Below are 18,996 nucleotides of genomic sequence, written 5' to 3'. Positions count from 1 at the left end.
GCACTTATCAGTCAGATTGATAAGCCCGCAGCCGCACTCGCCACCAGACATTCCTTGGCGCTTTTCTTGAGTTTCTTGATCAAACGCTCCTGGCGCAGCGCTTCGCCTTTATCGCGGCAGCGCTCGGTATAAACCAGCGCCACGGCCGGGCTCGACAGGAAGAAGCGCGCGCCCTTGCCACTCTGATGGGTGGCGAAGCGACGTACGGGATCGTCGCTGATCCCGCAGTAGAGCGAACCATTGGCCGCGCGAACGAGGTAGACGAACCAGGGTTTGCTGACAGGCACCGACGGTTCGGCGGCAATGACGGAAGATTCGCTCGAGGTGCTCACGTGACGATCAAGGCTTGAAAGAAAACAAGCCGCGATCTTATCAGCGACTGGCCTGGAATGCCTTCAGGCCCTTCAAGGCCTGAGCACGCACGGCGTTTCTCACCACCGGCGTCCAGCCCAGCAACAGCCCTTTGAAACCCAGCGCCTGACGCGACCAGCGCCACAGATCAAAACTGTCGTGGTGCTCGCAGATCTTGCCGTCGCGAAACACGAAACGCGCCTGAATGTCGTTGACCACGATATTGCCGGTCTGGCTGAACAGGTACGTCGCCACCCAATGGGCGCCGCCAGTGCGCTCATCGCTGCGCACGTTATCGAAGGTCAGGGAGAAGTCCTTGGCGCGGGTAGTGAGCATGCGCCACATATCGCCGGCATCGCGCCCGCGCAGCTCGCCGAACGCCGGATCACTGAACACCACGTCGTCGGTATAGCAGGCGCTCATGGCCTCGGCATCCAGCCGCTGGAAGGCTTGATAGAACCGGGTGATCAAGGCGTCGTGGGCGTCACTCATGGGCAGGCTCCGAAAAATAGGCAGATTGCCAGCACGATAATCTGCAAACGGACGAAACACCATCAGCATTCGCCCCCCGAATACCGACAGTGTGTGCGAATCAGATCTTTTCGCTTTCGACCTGCACATACAGCGAACGCCCTGCGCCGAGGCCGGCGATGATCGCGCCGAGACCGATGACACCGAAGATCCAGCCCAGCGCGGTCCAGCCGCCAGTCCAGTCATGCACCACACCGACTGCGAACGGCCCCATGGATGCCAGGGTGTAGCCGAAGCCCTGTGCCATGCTCGACAGATTGGCCGCGACATGAGCATCCCGCGATCGCAACACGATCAGGGTCAATGCCAGGCTGAACGTAGCGCCCTGCCCCAGTCCCAGCAGGATTGCCCAGCCCCACAGACCGTCGATCGGCGCATACAGGCAACCGAACAAGCCGCCGAGGGTCATTGCCATGACGATCACGATCGCCAGTCGCTGATCCTTGCCACGGGTCGCCAGCCACGGTGCCGCCAACGAGCTGATCAACTGGACAATCACCGACCCCGACAGCACCAGACCGGCCTGGGTTGGCGTCAGACCGCGACCGATCAGAATCGACGGCAGCCAACCGAATACGATGTAGGCCAAAGACGATTGCAGGCCCATGTACAAGGTCACTTGCCAGGCCAGCGGATCGCGCAACAGGCCTCGGACCCGATAGGCAACGTTATGTGCGCCGTGTTTCTGACCGACTTGCGGCAGCCAGAACATCGCCGCGACCAAGGCCGGAACCACCCAGAAGCCAAGGCCCAGCGCCCAACTCTTGTCGAAATGTTCGCTCAACGGCACGGTCGCGCCAGCCGCCATGGCCGCGCCCAGGCACAGGGCCATGGTGTAGACGCCGGTCATGGTGCCGGCTTGTTTCGGGAAGTCGCGCTTGACGATACCGGGCAGCAGCACGCCGATCACCCCGATGCTGGCGCCGGCCAGCACGCTGCCGGCGAAAAGGCCGATCTCGCCGAACGAGCTGCGCAGAATAATCCCGCCGGCCAACATCAGGAGAATCCCCAGCACCACCCGCTCGGCACCAAAACGTCGCGCAAGCACCGGCGCCAATGGCGCGAACAGACCAAGGCAAAGCACCGGCAAGGTGGTCAGCAAACCGGCCTGGGCAGCCGATAGCCCCAGTGTTTTCGAGACCTCGCTGAGCATCGGCGCCATGCTCGACAGCGCCGGACGCAAGTTCAGCGCCACCAGAATCAGCCCCAGCAGCAACAGCCACGGGCGCCGCAGGAGCGGGTGACTTCGCTGAACCTCTGCATCATCGGCCTCGGCATCGATCAACAGCTCTTCGAGCTCCGCCGTCCGCTTGAGCTCGGTGATGCGGCTGTGGCTCGCCTGCTGACTGGACATCGGATTCTCGGTTTCAAGGTTCATTGATCAATTGCCTCATCAGGGCTTTGGCCCGTTCCGGGTCGCGTTGTTCGACGGCATCGAGCAGCTCGATATGCAGGTCGAACACCGCTTGGCGTCGGGGGGTGACGTTCAGGGTCTGACGCAACTGCGCGCCCACGACGCTGGAAAAGTAGCGATACAGCTCGCTGAGGGTCGGGTTGTGCGCCGCGTCCACCAGACGACGGTGAAACACCAGGTCACAGGCGATGTAGGTGTCGAGATCGCCGTGGTAGTGACTGCCGCTGACGCCCAGCGCCTCGCGCAACGCCACCAGGTCTTCATCGGTGCGGCGTAATGCAGCCAGACCGATGGCTTCGACTTCCAGAATGTGCCGGGTTTCCCGAGCCTGTTCCTGAGAGCAGCGGGACAGCGCCTTCATCGTATCCAATGGATCGACTACCGCCCGCAGGTAGCTGCCGTCGCCCTGGCGGATCTCGATCAACCCGGAAAACGCCAACACGCGCATGGCTTCGCGCACGGTGTTGCGGCTGATGCCCAGCTCAGCCGCCAATTCCGGCTCGGTGGGCAAACGCTGGCCGACCGTCCAGACACCTTGATTAATGCGCAGGCGCAGCTGGTCCAGGGCCTGATCGACCAAGGACCGTTTAATTAATGGAGAAATATCTGACATAGAATTCGCCCTTTCATCCAATCATAGGATGAATTTTCTGACATGTTAGTCAGCTTCGTCCGACAAGGCAACGGGCTCACGCAAACCCTGTAGGAGCCGGCTTGCTGGCGATGGCGATCGTACCGACACATTCAGAACTGAACTTTGGCAATGCCCCTCACTATTGCGTACTAGCCTTCTGTTTCTCTCAAAACACAGGAGGGCAATGGAATGCCCGATCTTCCCCATGCCAATCGCTTACGCGCCGGACGTTATTCCCAAACCGGCCAAATCTACCTGCTGACAGCTGTCACCTGGAATCGCACCCCGTTTTTTACTGACTGGCGGGCAGGACGTCTGGTGGTAGACCACTTTCGTCAGGCGCAGAAAGAAGAATGGGTCGATTCCCTCGCCTGGGTGGTGATGCCCGACCATTTTCATTGGCTGGTCGAACTGAAGAACAACTCGTTGTCGGCGTTGGTGCTGGCAACCAAATCGCGCAGCGCGCGGGCGGTAAACGCGCGACTGGAGCGCAGAGGGATGGTATGGCAGAGAGGTTTCCATGATCGCGCGATTCGCCGTGAAGCGGATCTGCAAGCGGTCGCCCGATACATCGTTGCCAATCCATTGCGTGCGGGGCTTGTCACACGTGTGCACGATTACCCATTGTGGGATGCCAAATGGCTATAGCCGGGATACTCGGTGGCGTCTGGTATGCCGCCATCGCCAGCAAGCCGGCTCCTACAGGGTTCGCGGTCAGCAGGTGGAGCGTTTCATTGGAGCAAAAAAAACCCGGAACAGAGTCCGGGTTTATTTCACTGCCAAGCGTCTATCAATGCAGGATCTGGCTCAGGAACAACTTCGTCCGCTCGTTCTGCGGGTTGTCGAAGAAGTCGTTCGGCGCGGCCTGCTCGACGATTTCACCCTTGTCCATGAAGATCACGCGGTTGGCCACGGTACGGGCGAAGCCCATTTCGTGGGTCACGCAGAGCATGGTCATGCCGTCCTCGGCCAGGCCGATCATGGTGTCCAGAACCTCTTTCACCATCTCCGGGTCGAGTGCCGACGTCGGTTCGTCGAACAGCATGATTTTCGGTTTCATGCACAGGGCACGGGCAATCGCCACACGCTGTTGCTGACCACCGGACAGTTGCCCCGGGTATTTATGCGCCTGCTCTGGAATGCGTACGCGTTCCAGGTAATGCATGGCGATTTCTTCGGCCTTGCGCTTGGGCATCTTGCGTACCCACATCGGCGCCAGGGTGCAGTTCTGCAGAATGGTCAGGTGCGGGAACAGGTTGAAGTGCTGGAACACCATGCCGACTTCACGGCGGATCGCTTCGATCTGCTTGAGGTCGTTGGTCAGTTCCACGCCATCGACCACGATACGGCCCTGCTGGTGTTCTTCCAGGCGATTGAGGCAACGGATGGTGGTGGATTTGCCGGAACCCGACGGGCCGCACAGCACGATACGCTCGCCCTGCTTGACGTTCAGGTTGATGTCTTTCAACACGTGGAACTGGCCGTACCACTTGTTTACGCCCTGCATCTGAATAATGCCTTGAGGACTCACAGGCTGTTTGATCGCTTCACTCATAAACTACGCTCCTAACGCTTGTGGCCAGTGTCCAGCTTGCGTTCCAAATGCATGGAATAGCGGGACATACCAAAACAGAAAATCCAGAACACCAGGGCCGCGAACACATAGCCTTCAGTGGCCATGCCCAACCATTTCGGGTCGGCGGCGGCTTGCTTGACGCTGTTGAGCAAGTCGAACAGGCCGATGATGATCACCAGGCTCGTGTCCTTGAACAGCGCAATGAAGGTGTTGACGATGCCAGGGATTACCAGCTTCAGGGCTTGCGGCAAAATCACCAGGCCCATGCTGCGCCAGTAACCGAGGCCCATCGCCGCAGCCGCTTCGTACTGACCTTTAGGGATCGCTTGCAGACCGCCACGCACCACCTCGGCGATGTAGGCCGACTGGAACAGGATCACGCCGATCAACGCCCGCAGCAATTTGTCGAAGTTCATGCCTTCGGGCAGGAACAACGGCAACATCACCGACGACATGAACAGCACCGTGATCAACGGCACACCGCGCCAGAACTCGATGAAGGTCACGCAGACCACCCGAATCGCCGGCATGTTCGAACGACGGCCCAGGGCCAGCACGATACCCAGCGGCAGTGCGCCGACGATACCAACGGTAGCGATCACCAGGGTCAGCATCAGGCCGCCCCACTGGCTGGTCGCCACCTGGCTCAGACCGAATACACCACCGTGCAGCAGGAGGTAGGCAATGATCGGATAGAGCACCAGAAAGCTCAGGCCGTAGATTGCCTTGTGCGGAACACGTGCGATGAACAACGGCGCCACGCCGATGACTGCCAGCCACACGGTCAGGTCCACGCGCCAGCGCAAGTCCACCGGGTAGTAGCCATACATGAACTGGCCGAAGCGCTGCTCGATGAACACCCAGCAAGCGCCGGCCTTGGTGCAATCGGCACGGGTGGTGCCGACCCAATTGGCGTCGAGAATCGCCCAGCTCACGAGAGGCGGAACTATCAGGTAAATCAGATAGAACGCGAACAACGTCAGCAGGGTGTTGATCCAGCTGGAAAACATGTGCGCCCGCATCCACGCCACGACACCGATGCTGCTGCTCGGTGGAGGCATGTCGGGTTTGAAAGTATGAGTCGTCATGCGCTCTTCCTTACCGCTCGATCAGCGCAATGCGCTTGTTGTACCAGTTCATCAGCAGGGAAATGCTGATACTGATCGCCAGGTACACGCTCATGGTGATGGCAATGACTTCGATCGCCTGTCCGGTCTGGTTCAGCACCGTACCGGCAAACAACGACACCATCTCCGGATAACCGATACCGGCCGCCAGCGAGGAGTTTTTCGCCAGGTTCAGGTATTGGCTGGTCAGCGGCGGAATGATCACACGCAGGGCTTGCGGGATGATCACCTTGCGCAGGGTCGGACCGTTGCGCAGCCCCAGCGAGTGAGCCGCTTCGGTCTGGCCGTGGCTGACCGACTTGATGCCCGAACGCACGATTTCGGCGATGAACGCCGCGGTGTACACCGTCAGGGCCAGGGTCAGTGCCAGCAGTTCAGGGATCAGCACCCAGCCGCCTACAAAGTTGAAACCTTGCAGCTGTGGCATTTCCCAATGCAGCGGCGCGCCGAAGATCAATGCGCACAACGCAGGGATCACCAGGAACATCGCCAGGCCTACCCAGAATTTGTGGAACGGTACGCCGGTCTCTTCGAAACGCTTGTTGGCCCAGCGGCACATCAGCACGATCGCGACAATGGCCACGACGATGCTCGCCACAAACGGCCAGAAACCGTTCGCTATCAACGCTGCCGGCATGTTCAGGCCGCGGCTGCTGACGAAGAAGGTGTCGCCGAAGTTATGGCTATTGCGCGGCCCTGGCATGGTGAGAAACACCGCGAAGTACCAGAACAGGATTTGCAGCAGCGGCGGAATGTTACGGAAGACCTCGACATAAACCGTCGCCATCTTGGCAATGATCCAGTTCTTCGAGAGTCGTGCCACACCGACGATGAAACCGAGGATCGTCGCCAGGATCACGCCGATGAACGTCACCAGCAAGGTGTTGAGCAGACCGATGACAAACACCCGGGCATAACTGTCCGATTCGGTGTAGTCGATCAGGTGCTGAGCGATGCCGAAACCGGCGCTGCGCTCAAGAAAGCTAAAACCGGAGGTAATGCCCCGGTGTTGCAGGTTGGTTTGAGTGTTGTCGAACAGGTACCAACCCATCCCGACCACGGCGAGAACCGTAATAATCTGAAACAGCCACGCACGCACTCGCGGATCGCTGAGGCTGAACCTCTGCTTTGGTGCGCCGATTGAATTTTGCATGAAGTGCCCCGGAAATAATGGAACAGAACATCACCCGGTGGTTGGCCCACCGGGCGATAGAACCATCAGCGCACTGGTGGTGCGTATTGAATGCCGCCGTTGGTCCACAGGGCGTTCAAGCCACGATCGATTTCCAGCGGAGTGCCCTTGCCGAGGTTTCTCTCGAAGACTTCGCCGTAGTTACCGACCTGCTTGACGATTTTCACCACCCAGTCTTTCGGCAGCTTCAGATCCTTGCCGTACTCACCGTCGGCGCCCAGCAGACGAGCAACGTCCGGGTTCTTGGTCGACTTGGCTTCTGCCTCGACGTTCTTCGAAGAGATACCGGCTTCTTCGGCGTTGAGCATCGCGTAGCCAACCCAACGAACGATTGCCAGCCACTCATCGTCGCCGTTACGCACGACCGGCCCCAAAGGCTCTTTGGAGATGGTTTCAGGCAGAACGATGTAATCTTTCGGCGAGGCCAGTTTGCTGCGCTGTGCATACAACTGGGACTTGTCGGAGGTCAGCACGTCGCAACGACCGGATTCCAGCGACTTGGCGCTTTCATCGGAAGTGTCGAAGGTGATCGGGGTGTACTTCAGGCCGTTGGCGCGGAAGTAGTCGGACACGTTCAGCTCGGTGGTGGTACCGGCTTGAATACAGATGGTCGCGCCATCCAGTTCCTTGGCACTTTTCACGCCCAGCTTGCTGTTGGCCAGGAAGCCTACGCCGTCGTAATAGGTGATGAAGCCAGGAAACTTCAGGCCCATGCCCGCGTCACGGGAACTGGTCATGGTGGAGTTGCGCGACAGCATGTCGATTTCGCCGGATTGCAGAGCAGTGAAACGCTCCTTGGCATTCAACTGGCTGAATTTGACCTTGGTCGCATCACCAAACACTGCAGCAGCTACAGCGCGGCAGAAGTCAGCATCGATGCCAACGATCTTGCCGGTAGAGTCCGGAACCGAGAAACCCGGCAAACCGTCACTCACACCGCACTGTACAAAACCTTTCTTCTGCACTGCATCCAGGGTTGCACCCGCCTGAGCGAACCCACTGACACCGAGCACTGCAGCTGCAGTCACGACGGCCAGGGTGGATTTCAACATCTTCATTCAAACCTCCAGTTTTGCTCTTGTTGTGTCGGAGCTTGAGCCCTGTCGCACCCTTTTGAGGCGTTGCTGACCCTTGTTGGCTTTTTTTAGGGTCAACCGACGTAAGGACCGTCGCTATGAGTCTAGTAGGAGAAAATCCACATCATGGATAACTCACTTCTCACCAATCGGCCGAACGGGCTGTAGCCCTTTCACGTTCGCGAAGCCCGTAGCGGCCACTGGCGAACATCCATCACCGGATTCTTTGCTATCCCACGACTAGCCATACACTGATAGTGTTACCGCCAGGCACGAGATTGGTTGCACAGGGTTCCCCATAGCAAAGCCCGTACCAGACCGCTCGCTAAAGCGTTTCAGCGACAGGTCAATAGCAAAACTTTCAACCTTGCGACATCTTCTTAACTGATCAACCCATCGCGCACTCCAACCTTGCACTTAATGAGCGCGCATGCACAACAATGGAGCAGACATGACCGAGCCCCTGATTCTTCAACCCGTCAAGCCCGCAGACGCCTGCGTAATCTGGCTGCATGGGCTGGGTGCCGACCGCTACGATTTTTTGCCGGTAGCTGAAGCGCTACAGGAAAACCTGCTCACTACCCGTTTCGTTTTGCCCCAGGCCCCGACGCGCGCTGTCACCATTAATGGTGGCTACGAGATGCCAAGCTGGTACGACATATTGGCCATGAGCCCGGCACGCGCCATCAGCCGCGAGCAGTTGGAGGAGTCCGCGCAACGGGTCGTGAATTTGATTGAAGTGCAGAAGGCCGGCGGAATAGACGCCTCGCGGATCTTTCTCGCCGGTTTTTCCCAGGGCGGCGCCGTGGTTTTGCACACAGCCTTCCTGAAATGGCAGGGACCGTTGGGCGGTGTACTTGCGCTCTCGACTTATGCGCCGACATTCAGCGATGAACTGGAGCTTTCCGCCAGCCAGCAGCGCATTCCCGTGTTGTCGTTGCATGGTCAGTATGATGACGTCGTGCAAAACTCCATGGGCCGGACCGCCTACGAGTATTTAAAGCAGCATGGTGTCACCGTGACATGGCAGGAATACCCAATGGGCCACGAAGTGTTACCCGAAGAAATTCGCGACATCGGCGTCTGGCTCGCCGAGCGTTTGCGCTAAAAGCTACCCTTTGATCCATCGCACTACGCCGCGCCCGATTCTTGCATTACACTGGCCGGCGTACATTCCTTAACCAATTGATGAGATGACCGTGCTCAAAGCACTCAAGAAAATGTTCGGTAAAAGCGAGGCTGAGCAGCTCGCGCCAGGCTCCAGCGCTCCTTCTCATACCCCCAGCCACCGTACCGACGGTAATCAGCCTGGCCGGACCGCAACCGTAGCGGCACCGAAACACGAGCCGGTGACCACACCGACCGCCCCCTCTGCTCCGGCCATTGCCTCTGAACAGCCGCGCAGCGAAGCCCCGAAACCGGCAAAACCACGCCGCGAACCGAAGCCAAAGGCGCCGGTCATCCCCTGGAAACTCGAAGACTTCGTCGTCGAACCCCAGGAAGGCAAAACCCGCTTCCACGATTTCAAACTCGCCCCCGAGCTGATGCACGCCATTCAGGACCTGGGCTTTCCTTATTGCACGCCGATCCAGGCGCAGGTGCTTGGCTTCACCCTCGCGGGCAAAGACGCCATCGGTCGTGCCCAGACCGGTACCGGCAAAACCGCCGCGTTCCTGATTTCGATCATCACGCAGCTGCTGCAAACCCCGCCGCCCAAAGAACGCTACATGGGTGAACCGCGAGCACTGATCATCGCCCCGACCCGGGAACTGGTAGTGCAAATCGCCAAGGACGCGGCCGACCTGACCAAGTACACCGGCCTCAACGTCATGACGTTTGTCGGCGGCATGGACTTCGACAAGCAGCTCAAGCACCTCGAAGCCCGTCACTGCGACATCCTCGTGGCCACTCCGGGCCGCTTGCTCGACTTCAACCAGCGCGGCGACGTGCACCTGGACATGGTCGAAGTCATGGTGCTGGACGAAGCCGACCGGATGCTCGACATGGGTTTCATCCCGCAGGTGCGTCAGATCATTCGCCAGACTCCACCGAAGAACGAACGTCAGACTCTGCTGTTCTCCGCGACCTTCACCGACGACGTGATGAACCTGGCCAAGCAATGGACCACCGACCCGTCGATCGTCGAGATCGAAGCGCAGAACGTGGCCAGCGAAAACGTCGAGCAACACATCTACGCGGTGGCCGGCGCCGACAAGTACAAACTGCTCTATAACCTGGTCAACGATAACGGCTGGGAACGGGTGATGGTCTTCGCCAACCGCAAGGACGAAGTGCGGCGCATCGAAGAACGCCTGGTGCGCGATGGCGTCAACGCCGCGCAACTGTCCGGCGATGTGCCGCAGCACAAGCGCATCAAGACCCTGGAAGGTTTCCGCGAAGGCAAGATCCGGGTTTTGGTCGCCACCGATGTGGCCGGTCGCGGCATTCACATCGACGGCATCAGCCACGTGATCAACTTCACCCTGCCGGAAGTCCCGGACGACTACGTGCACCGCATCGGTCGTACTGGCCGTGCCGGCGCCGATGGTGTGTCCATCAGCTTTGCCGGTGAAGACGACTCCTACCAGCTACCGTCCATCGAGGCGCTGCTGGGTCGCAAGATCAGTTGTGAAACGCCACCGACGCATCTGCTGCGGGCGGTTGAGCGCAAGCGCCCATAACACGGGTCGCAGAATAAAAGGCGCAGCCGGAGACGGACTGCGCTTTTTTTTTCGTCCGGTTTTTTCAACAGGAGCTTGCTCGAGACAACTAAAAGTCCATAATGGACAAATTAGTTCACTTTCAGCACCCGGAGTCGACCATGCCCAGCACGCCTTACGTGATCACCCAACCCCAGGCCCGCGAACTGTTGGCGCAAGTCGACGTGCCGCAGATCCTGCGCAAGCTGTTCCGCGACCTGGCCGCCGGGCAAGCCGTGCAACCGGCCCAGCAGTTGGTGGAATTCCCGAAAGGTGCCGGGGACTTCATCAACTACCTGGGCGTGCTGGCCGAAGACGGCGTGTATGGCGTCAAGACATCGCCCTACATCGTGCGTGAGCAAGGCCCATTGGTGACCGCCTGGACGCTGTTGATGTCGATGCAGACCGGCCAGCCGCTGCTGCTCTGCGATGCCGGTGAACTGACCACGGCCCGCACCGCGGCGACGACAGCAGTGGCGGTCGATGCCCTCGCACCGCTGAAGGCCCAATGCCTGGCGATCATCGGCAGCGGCAAAGTGGCCCAGGCGCACCTGCACTATGTGAAGAACCTGCGAGACTGGCAAAGCATCAGCCTGTATTCACCGAGCTTGCGCGGCAAGAACGCCGAAACGCTGGCGCAACTCGAAAGCCTCGATCCACGGCTGACCCTCGCCGACAGTTGCGACAACGCGATACAAGACGCTGACGTAATCATGCTTTGCACTTCGTCCGCCGGCCCGGTGATCGACCCGTCCATGTTGAGCAAACCGGCACTGATCACGTCCATCAGCACCAATGCTCCGCGTGCCCATGAAGTGCCGCCGCAGAGCCTCAATGACATGCAGGTATTCTGCGACTATCGCCAGACCACCCCGGGCTCGGCCGGCGAAATGCTGATCGCCGGTGAACAGCATGGCTGGGACAAGCGCTCGATAGTCGGCGACCTGCCCGACTTGCTCAGCGGAAAAGTGCAGCGCCCGGACTACGACCGACCTGTGTTTTTCCGCTCCATCGGCCTGGGCCTGGAAGACATCGCACTGGCCAATGCCATTTACCGCCTACTGGGCTAACACCCGCTCCCACAGGGATCCCCAACAATTTCGGCATTTACGCCCCATCAGGAGACGTTCATGAGCCAGGCAGATTTCATCATTATCGGCGGCGGGATTGCCGGTGCTTCCACCGGTTTCTGGCTGTCGCAGCACGGACGGGTGATTGTGCTCGAGCGCGAATCCCATCCGGCCTATCACTCCACCGGACGCTCGGCGGCGCTCTATACCGCCGCCTACGGCACGCCCCAGGTTCGGGCATTGACCCTGGCCAGCCGCGATTTCTTCGATGCACCACCGCCCGGTTTCTGCGAACACCCGCTGCTGACCCCGCGCGGTGAGATGACCGTCGACTTCACGGGCGATCCGGCCGAGCTGAACAATCAATACCTGAGCGCCAAAGCCACCGTGCCGGAGATGCAACTGCTCAGCGCCGACGAAGCCTGTACGCGTCTGCCGATCCTGCGTCGGGAAAAAGTCCATGGCGCGATCTACGACCCAACCGCCAGCGACATCGATACCGATGCCCTGCACCAAGGCTATCTGCGCGGTATCCGGCGCAATAAAGGCGAGGTGCATACCGACAGTGAAGTGCTGAGCCTGGCCCGGGATACCGAAGGGCTATGGCAGGTTCAAACCGCCACTCAGACCTTCAGCGCCCCGATCATCATCAACGCCGCCGGCGCCTGGGCCGACAAGGTTGGCGAGCTGGCCGGTGCACGACCTCTGGGCCTGCAACCCAAGCGCCGGGCAGCCTTTATCTTCGCCGGCCCCGAGGGCCTTGATAGCCATGACTGGCCAATGCTGGTCAGCCTCGATGAATCGTTCTACATGAAACCCGACGCCGGCATGTTCCTCGGCTCACCGGCCAACGCCGACCCGGTGGAACCGCACGACGTGCAGCCCGAAGAACTGGACATCGCCATGGGCATCTACCAGATCGAAGAGGCCACCACCCTGACCATCCGCCGCCCGACCCGCACCTGGGCCGGCTTGCGCAGTTTCGTGCACGACGGGGATTTGCTGTCCGGCTTCGATCAACACGTACCGGGCCTGTTCTGGGTGGCGGGACAAGGCGGCTACGGCATCCAGACGTCACCGGCCATGGGCCAGGCCAGTGCTGCACTGGTACGCGGCGAAGCCTTGCCCGAACAGCTCACCCGTTTCGGTCTGGACGCCGCGATGCTCTCCCCCGCCCGCCTGGGTTGATCCTGATCCTCAGGTGACGTGCCCACACGATTGCGGCAAACTTCCAGTGCCCCTTTTTAAAGGGGCACTGACGCTGGCCTGGAGCTCCACTGTATGAACGCACCCGAAAAAAACTCGGCCCTGGACAATGTGTCCATGGACAACTTCCGCGCGATTGCCGATGCCATCGCCACGTTGTTCTTCCCTCACGCCGAGGTGGTGCTGCACGACCTGCGCACACAAAAGGTCGACTACATCGCCAACAACCTGTCCAAACGGGAAATTGGAGACGACTCGTCGCTGGAGGACATGCTCAGCGAAGAGGTCAGTGAACGAAATATCGGGCCGTACGAAAAGCTCAACTGGGACGGCCAGAAGATTCGCAGCCTCAGCAGCGTGCTGCGCGACAGCGAAGGGCAACCGCTGGCAGTGCTGTGCATCAATCTGAATATCTCGTTGTTCGAGAACGCGAAGGCGGCACTGGATTTGTTCCTGTCGCCGACCAAGCTGATTCCGCAACCGGACTCACTGTTTCGCGATGACTGGCAGGAACGGATCAACACTTTTCTGCATGCCTGGCTGCGCGAGCGCCAGTTGAGCCTGAATGTGCTGACCCGCGACCACAAACGCGAACTGGTGCTGGCGCTGCACGCCGAAGGCGCCTTCAAAGGCAAAAGCGCCTCCAACTACGTGGCCAATGTGCTGAACATGGGCCGGGCGACGGTGTACAAGCATTTGAAGGAATTGAAGGGCTGAAAATCAAAAGATCGCAGGCTGCGCCAGCTCCTACAGAGAAATGTGGTCCTCTTTAGGAGCTGCCGAAGGCTGCGATCTTTTTCCGATCAATCGCCGTAGATGTCGGACTTGAAGTACTTCTCCGAAATCTTCTGGTATTCGCCATTGGCGCGAATGCCGTCGATGGCCGCGTTCAGTTCACTGACCAACTCGGTGTTGCCCTTGCGCACGGCAATCCCGGCGCCCTCACCCACGTATTTCGGATCCTTGAGTTCCGGCCCGACAAAGGCGTAACCCTTGCCGCGCGGCATGGACAGGAAATCACTCAATGGAATGGTGTCGGCAAAAATGGCATCGAGGCGACCTGCCGCCAGGTCCATGTAGATTTCTTCGTTGTTGCCGTAACGCTTGACGTTGATGCCCTTCGGTTCGAAAACCTCGGTGGCGTAACGGTCGGTAGTGGTTGCGCGTTGAACGCCGACTGTCTTGCCCTTGAGGCTGGCGTACTGGTCATCGACCGCCGCGCCTTCCTTCATCACCAGTCGCGATGAGGTGAAGTAGTACTTGTGGGTGAAATCCACCGACTTCTTACGGTCTTCATTGATGGTCATGGACGACAGCGCCATGTCGATTTTCTTCACTTTGAGGGAAGGAATCAGACCGTCGAATTCGCCTTCGACCCATACACACTTGACCTTCATCTGCGCGCACAGGGCGTTGCCGATGTCGTAGTCGAAACCGACAATTTCACCTTTGTCGGTTTTCGATGCGAACGGCGGATAGGCCGCTTCAATACCGATGCGCAGGCTTTTCTCGGCAGCGAACACGCTACTGCACGCCAACAGGCTCAGGGCCAGACCGGTGATGAGGGGGAATTTCTTCATGTTCGTTCTCTCGCGGGTTGTTGTTGGTTTGGCAAGACAGAAGAAAGAGCTGAAACAGGGAACGCCTTTTTTGTACTTATAAATCCATACTGGACTTTTATGTATTAACCGTCAATCGGGCGCATACAGATCTTCCAGCCTCTGGTCGGGAGGGGAATCAGTGGATTTTTGGGTGATGCAGAAGGCCTCTTCGCGGACAAGTCGGACCGCGAAGGTGTATTCGAAAGCACTGGAGGAATTACTGCTTCCAGCGATCCGCCGCCGCATGATCGCTGTCGCGCCCTTCAACCCAGCGCGCGCCATCACTGGTGTTTTCTTTCTTCCAGAATGGCGCGCGGGTTTTCAGGTAGTCCATGACAAAGGCGCAGGCATCGAACGCTGCCTGACGGTGGGCGCTGGCGGCACCGACGAAGACGATCGGCTCGCCCGGCTCCAGTGCGCCGATGCGATGCAGCACTTCCAGCTTCAACAGCGGCCAGCGCTGCTCGGCCTCCGCGGCAATCTTGCCCAGGGCTTTTTCGGTCATGCCCGGGTAGTGCTCCAGAAACATCCCGGCGACGTCGAGGCCGTCATTGAAGTCGCGTACGTAGCCGACAAAACTCACCACCGCACCGACGCCCACATTGGCCGCGTGCATGGCGTTGACTTCAGCGCCCGGATCGAACGGCGTGGGCTGCACACGAATCGCCATGGCTCAGCCCCCGGTCACGGTTGGAAAGAAAGCCACTTCATCGCCATCGCCGACCGGTTCATCGAGCTGGCAAAGGTCTTCATTGCGGGCGCACATCAGGTTCTGCTCGCTCAACACCTCGGCGCCTTCACGTTGGGCCAGCAGCGCACGCACATCGTCGACCGTGGCGAAATCACCTTCAACCTTCACCGAATCCACGCCGAGCGCCTCACGGTAACGGGCAAAAAACTTCACGGTAACCTTCATGACTGATCCGCCTGGTAATGACCGCTCTTGCCACCGAGTTTCTCCAACAGGCGCACGCTCTCGATGGTCATGCCGCGGTCCACGGCCTTGCACATGTCATAGATGGTCAACGCCGCGACACTGGCGGCGGTCAGCGCTTCCATCTCGACGCCGGTCTGCCCGGACAACTTGCAGCGCGCCACGATGCGCACGGTGTCGTCGCCTTCGGCACTGAGTTCGACCTTGACGCCGGTGAGCATCAACGGATGGCACAGAGGAATCAGATCGCTGGTTTTCTTCGCCGCCTGGATGCCGGCGATCCGCGCCACGGCGAACACATCACCCTTGGGATGACCGCCGCTGACGATCAACTGCAGGGTTTCGGGCAGCATGCGCACCAGCGCTTGGGCCGTCGCTTCGCGGAACGTCACGGCTTTTTCGGTGACGTCGACCATATGGGCGCGACCTTGGGAATCGAGATGAGTCAGCACAGCGTTACTCCTGATCAGGAGCATCGATTGTAAACCTGCGGGTCAATTTTCCGCACGCACGATTATCCGATCGACATGCCTCGCTTCTACAGAGGAAATGCGAGACACAAAAAACGGGGCGACCCGTGAGGTCGCCCCGTTTTTGTGGTTCAAGGTTACAGATGCGATTCGGCGTATTCGGCCAGAATCGAACGTGGCACCCCTTGCAGGGTGATGTGTACACCGTTGGGGAAGTCTTTGAAGCGTTCGGTCAGGTACGTCAGCCCGGAGCTGGTCGCGGACAGGTAAGGGGTGTCGATCTGCGCCAGGTTGCCCAGGCACACCACTTTGGAACCGGCGCCAGCACGGGTGATGATGGTTTTCATCTGGTGCGGCGTGAGGTTCTGGCATTCATCGATCAGGATCAGGCTCTGCTGGAAGCTACGGCCTCGAATGTAGTTGAGGGATTTGAACTGCAACGGCACTTTGCTGAGGATGTAGTCGACGCTGCCATGGGTGTTTTCGTCATCCATGTGCAAGGCTTCGAGGTTGTCGGTGATGGCGCCCAGCCAAGGCTCCATCTTTTCCGCTTCGGTGCCGGGCAGGAAACCGATTTCCTGATCGAGCCCCTGCACGCTGCGGGTGGCAATGATGCGCCGGTAGCGTTTGCTGACCATGGTCTGCTCGATGGCCGCCGCCAGGGCCAGGATGGTTTTACCGGAACCGGCCGCGCCGGACAGGTTCACCAGATGAATGTCCGGATCGAGCAAGGCGTACAGCGCCAGGCTTTGATAGATGTCACGCGGTTTCAGGCCCCAGGCTTCCTGGTGCAACAGAGGCTCCTGATGCAGGTCGAGGATCAACAATTTGTCGACCTGGATTTCCTTGATCCAGCCGACAAAGCCCTGTTCGTCGATGATGAACTCGTTAACGTGCACGGCAGGCAGGTTGTCGATCAGCTGCACCTGATGCCAGGTGCGACCATGATCCTGCCGGGTTTCGACTTTACTCACCCGGTCCCAGAAGGAGCCGGTCATGTTGTGGTAACCGTTGGGCAGCAACGAAACGTCGTCGACCAGTTGGTCGGTACTGTAGTCCTCGGCCGCGATCCCACAAGCCCGGGCCTTGAGGCGCATGTTGATGTCTTTTGTGACCAGCACCACGGGCAGTTTTGCATCACGCGCGCGCAGGTCGATCAGCTGGTTGATGATGATGTTGTCGTTCAGGTGCTCGGGCAGAATGATGTTCGGCTCGGCACGCTTGCTCATCAGAATTGACAGCAAGCCCTTGGGCCCGCCCTTGCCACGCTGGATCGGAACGCCGAGTTCGACGTCTTCGGGGCTGGCATCGCCCAGGGTCTTGTCGATCAGCCGAATGGCCTGGCGGCATTCCGCTGCAACGCTGTGAGGCCCGCTCTTGAGCTTGTCCAGCTCTTCAAGCACGGTCATCGGGATCGCGACGTGGTGTTCTTCGAAGTTAAGCAGGGCGTTTGGATCGTGAATCAATACGTTGGTATCGAGTACATAAAGGATTGGCTGGTTGGAAGGGCTACGTCCGTGATCATCCATACTCGGTCACCTTTGTGGGAGCCAGTCGACGCAATACCATGACAGTGCTGCGCCTCGAAGTGGCCACCGAAATCACCTGCTCAGACTCAAGTGATTGCAACCCAAACGGAGTCTTGGAAGACGCCACCTGTGTTGCAGGTTTCGGCGGTCTGTCTTCGTAATACTCCAAAACACATGACAGAAAAAAGCACTTTGACGTTTTTTTGAAGTTTATTTTTCAGAATGACCAATAGCACTTGGCGGACTGCCAGCACCCCGCTAAAGTCGGAAGTCCGCCTGCATCGAAATCTCCTCCAAAAACGTCCCTGCCCCAATGTTTACGGGCTTTCCCCGTTTCAGCGAAACGCGTCCTGACAGTTTTCCCAACCGATCCCGCTTGGCGCCGTTTGCGTGATGAGCCAGGGCATCGCGGTTTTCAGCGCGTCCTGCTTCACATTGAAGTTGATCACCCCGTGCCGCCACAGCAGCATCAGGGTCAGCACCCGTTGCGCACTCTGGCTGCCCTTGAGCTTGCCGGCGCCGTCCTGGGCATCGATGTCCCACAGTGCCACCTGCAAACCCTGAGACCTGAAGAAGCCTTCAGCATCGGACCGACGCTGGCCATCGGGCGGACGAAACAGCGGCACGTAATTCTCCGGCAGCTTGCCCTTGACCAGCTCGGCGCTGCGCCGCACCGAGTCCTGCCAGTCTTGCCAGTGGCTGTGGGAACGGAACTCCCAACCCTGCACACCAACGCATTGCTGCGAATAGGTCCCTTGCAGGCTGGTCGCCGAACCTTCAGCCAGACGGGCCTGGATGTCCTTGCCGAGGACGAAGAACGTCGCGCTCATGTTCGATTTGCGCAGGTACTCGGTGACCCAGGCAGTGTTATCCGGCACGGCATTGGCAGCGCTGTCGAAAGTCAGCAGGAACAGGCGATCATTCATGGCATCGCCATTGCGCTCATAGTCGCCAAAACGATCGACTTCGCTGCTGGTCTGCGGGAACAGCGCGGCCTTGCGCAATTGCTCGTCCAGATACTGGGCGTGGAACAACCGGCTCGGCTCGGCCCACTTGATGTAGTAGCTGTCGTTGCTGATCTGAAACTTGGCCGCTTGCTCACGCAAGGTATCCATGTCCTCGACGAGGAAACAGAAAGAGGCATCCTGATCGCAACTCTGCTGGGCGAAGTTGTAGTTGCTCAGCAACCGCTGCCACATGCGCTGGCGCAGCTGGTTGACCGACTCCAGATTGACGGTGCGCAGGCCCAGGCGTTGAGCCAGGCTTGCTTCATCGAGCGATTCGCTGGCGAGCAGGACGCGGGCGAACATGAGGATTTCGGCCCGGGAGGCAACGTCGAACAGGGTCGGGTTGCTGAGCCGCTCAGGCCAGGTGCTGCGATCCAGCGTCGCCACATCGCCCGGCGCCGCCTGGGCGACGAAACTCAACAGCGAGGCGAAGAATAGAAAAACGATACGCAATGGGATGTCTCCATAACAAAACCCGCGCGGCACTATAGCCGATAGCGTTCAAATTCCCGCATCTGCGCCGAACTCATTGTGGCGAGGGAGCTTGCTCCCGTTGGGCTGCGAAGCAGCCCCAAACCG

General features: G+C 59.3%; 20 protein-coding genes. 6 read left to right on the top strand and 14 right to left on the bottom strand.

Annotation, left to right across the window (positions count from 1 at the left end):
- Positions 1 to 11: 11 nt before the first annotated feature.
- The 4 genes from AC07VO_RS15395 to AC07VO_RS15380 all read right to left on the bottom strand — a co-directional run bounded on the left by AC07VO_RS15395 (position 12) and on the right by AC07VO_RS15380 (position 2,909).
- Positions 12 to 332 (bottom strand): GIY-YIG nuclease family protein, encoded by a 321-nt coding sequence (locus tag AC07VO_RS15395; protein WP_018927103.1) that lies wholly within the window; start codon positions 330 to 332, stop codon positions 12 to 14.
- A gap of 40 nt (positions 333 to 372) precedes the next feature.
- On the bottom strand, positions 373 to 843 hold the full coding sequence (locus AC07VO_RS15390) for a nuclear transport factor 2 family protein (RefSeq protein ID WP_086944862.1): 471 nt from the start codon (positions 841 to 843) through the stop codon (positions 373 to 375).
- A 100-nt stretch (positions 844 to 943) separates the two neighbouring features.
- Positions 944 to 2,260: a CynX/NimT family MFS transporter gene (locus tag AC07VO_RS15385; RefSeq protein WP_086944736.1), complete on the bottom strand. Its 1,317-nt coding sequence runs from the start codon at positions 2,258 to 2,260 to the stop codon at positions 944 to 946.
- Positions 2,250 to 2,909: a FadR/GntR family transcriptional regulator gene (locus AC07VO_RS15380; protein ID WP_086944735.1), complete on the bottom strand. Its 660-nt coding sequence runs from the start codon at positions 2,907 to 2,909 to the stop codon at positions 2,250 to 2,252. The genes AC07VO_RS15385 and AC07VO_RS15380 overlap by 11 nt, the downstream gene beginning before the upstream one ends.
- Positions 2,910 to 3,119: 210 nt before the next feature.
- Here AC07VO_RS15380 and AC07VO_RS15375 point away from each other — a divergent pair, with 210 nt between their 5' ends.
- The gene (locus tag AC07VO_RS15375; protein WP_086944734.1) at positions 3,120 to 3,578 is read left to right on the top strand and encodes an REP-associated tyrosine transposase; all 459 of its coding nucleotides are present in this window, start codon (positions 3,120 to 3,122) and stop codon (positions 3,576 to 3,578) included.
- Between the two features lie 142 nt (positions 3,579 to 3,720).
- Here AC07VO_RS15375 and AC07VO_RS15370 read toward each other — a convergent pair whose 3' ends face one another.
- From AC07VO_RS15370 to AC07VO_RS15355, 4 genes are all read right to left on the bottom strand, one after another.
- Positions 3,721 to 4,485 (bottom strand): amino acid ABC transporter ATP-binding protein, encoded by a 765-nt coding sequence (locus AC07VO_RS15370; protein WP_007936266.1) that lies wholly within the window; start codon positions 4,483 to 4,485, stop codon positions 3,721 to 3,723.
- 11 nt (positions 4,486 to 4,496) lie between these two features.
- The gene (locus AC07VO_RS15365; RefSeq protein WP_018927108.1) at positions 4,497 to 5,594 is read right to left on the bottom strand and encodes an amino acid ABC transporter permease; all 1,098 of its coding nucleotides are present in this window, start codon (positions 5,592 to 5,594) and stop codon (positions 4,497 to 4,499) included.
- A gap of 10 nt (positions 5,595 to 5,604) precedes the next feature.
- Positions 5,605 to 6,786, bottom strand: coding sequence for an amino acid ABC transporter permease (locus tag AC07VO_RS15360; RefSeq protein WP_018927109.1), 1,182 nt, complete (start codon positions 6,784 to 6,786; stop codon positions 5,605 to 5,607).
- 65 nt (positions 6,787 to 6,851) lie between these two features.
- Positions 6,852 to 7,883, bottom strand: coding sequence for an amino acid ABC transporter substrate-binding protein (locus AC07VO_RS15355; protein WP_018927110.1), 1,032 nt, complete (start codon positions 7,881 to 7,883; stop codon positions 6,852 to 6,854).
- Between the two features lie 469 nt (positions 7,884 to 8,352).
- Here AC07VO_RS15355 and AC07VO_RS15350 point away from each other — a divergent pair, with 469 nt between their 5' ends.
- From AC07VO_RS15350 to AC07VO_RS15330, 5 genes are all read left to right on the top strand, one after another.
- Positions 8,353 to 9,009, top strand: a complete 657-nt coding sequence (locus AC07VO_RS15350) for an alpha/beta hydrolase (protein WP_018927111.1) — start codon at positions 8,353 to 8,355, stop codon at positions 9,007 to 9,009.
- 85 nt (positions 9,010 to 9,094) lie between these two features.
- On the top strand, positions 9,095 to 10,582 hold the full coding sequence (gene rhlB, locus AC07VO_RS15345; protein ID WP_018927112.1) for an ATP-dependent RNA helicase RhlB: 1,488 nt from the start codon (positions 9,095 to 9,097) through the stop codon (positions 10,580 to 10,582).
- A 140-nt stretch (positions 10,583 to 10,722) separates the two neighbouring features.
- Positions 10,723 to 11,670, top strand: a complete 948-nt coding sequence (locus tag AC07VO_RS15340; RefSeq protein WP_173861136.1) for an ornithine cyclodeaminase family protein — start codon at positions 10,723 to 10,725, stop codon at positions 11,668 to 11,670.
- Positions 11,671 to 11,730: 60 nt separating this feature from the next.
- On the top strand, positions 11,731 to 12,858 hold the full coding sequence (locus AC07VO_RS15335; protein ID WP_086944732.1) for an NAD(P)/FAD-dependent oxidoreductase: 1,128 nt from the start codon (positions 11,731 to 11,733) through the stop codon (positions 12,856 to 12,858).
- 93 nt (positions 12,859 to 12,951) lie between these two features.
- On the top strand, positions 12,952 to 13,593 hold the full coding sequence (locus tag AC07VO_RS15330) for a helix-turn-helix transcriptional regulator (protein WP_018927115.1): 642 nt from the start codon (positions 12,952 to 12,954) through the stop codon (positions 13,591 to 13,593).
- An 86-nt stretch (positions 13,594 to 13,679) separates the two neighbouring features.
- On the opposite strand, the gene AC07VO_RS15325 is transcribed toward AC07VO_RS15330, so the two are convergent.
- The 6 genes from AC07VO_RS15325 to AC07VO_RS15300 form a co-directional block, all read right to left on the bottom strand.
- Positions 13,680 to 14,456: an ABC transporter substrate-binding protein gene (locus tag AC07VO_RS15325; protein WP_064620181.1), complete on the bottom strand. Its 777-nt coding sequence runs from the start codon at positions 14,454 to 14,456 to the stop codon at positions 13,680 to 13,682.
- A gap of 238 nt (positions 14,457 to 14,694) precedes the next feature.
- A complete protein-coding gene (moaE, locus tag AC07VO_RS15320) occupies positions 14,695 to 15,147 on the bottom strand; it encodes a molybdopterin synthase catalytic subunit MoaE (RefSeq protein WP_018927117.1) in 453 nt (150 codons plus the stop codon).
- A gap of 3 nt (positions 15,148 to 15,150) precedes the next feature.
- Entirely contained in the window at positions 15,151 to 15,393 is a 243-nt protein-coding gene (gene moaD / locus AC07VO_RS15315; protein ID WP_086944731.1) for a molybdopterin converting factor subunit 1, read from the bottom strand.
- A complete protein-coding gene (gene moaC, locus AC07VO_RS15310; RefSeq protein ID WP_086944730.1) occupies positions 15,390 to 15,863 on the bottom strand; it encodes a cyclic pyranopterin monophosphate synthase MoaC in 474 nt (157 codons plus the stop codon). Before moaC ends, moaD begins: the two co-directional genes overlap by 4 nt.
- A 155-nt stretch (positions 15,864 to 16,018) precedes the next feature.
- Entirely contained in the window at positions 16,019 to 17,410 is a 1,392-nt protein-coding gene (locus AC07VO_RS15305) for a PhoH family protein (RefSeq protein WP_018927120.1), read from the bottom strand.
- 335 nt (positions 17,411 to 17,745) lie between these two features.
- Positions 17,746 to 18,870, bottom strand: coding sequence for a polysaccharide deacetylase family protein (locus AC07VO_RS15300; RefSeq protein WP_018927121.1), 1,125 nt, complete (start codon positions 18,868 to 18,870; stop codon positions 17,746 to 17,748).
- Between the last annotated feature and the right edge of the window lie 126 nt (positions 18,871 to 18,996).

This window comes from Pseudomonas sp. GW821-FHT03E01, from assembly GCF_059420765.1.
The sequence above is the reverse complement of the archived record's forward strand: the minus strand, read 5'-3'. Positions and strand labels throughout refer to the sequence as shown.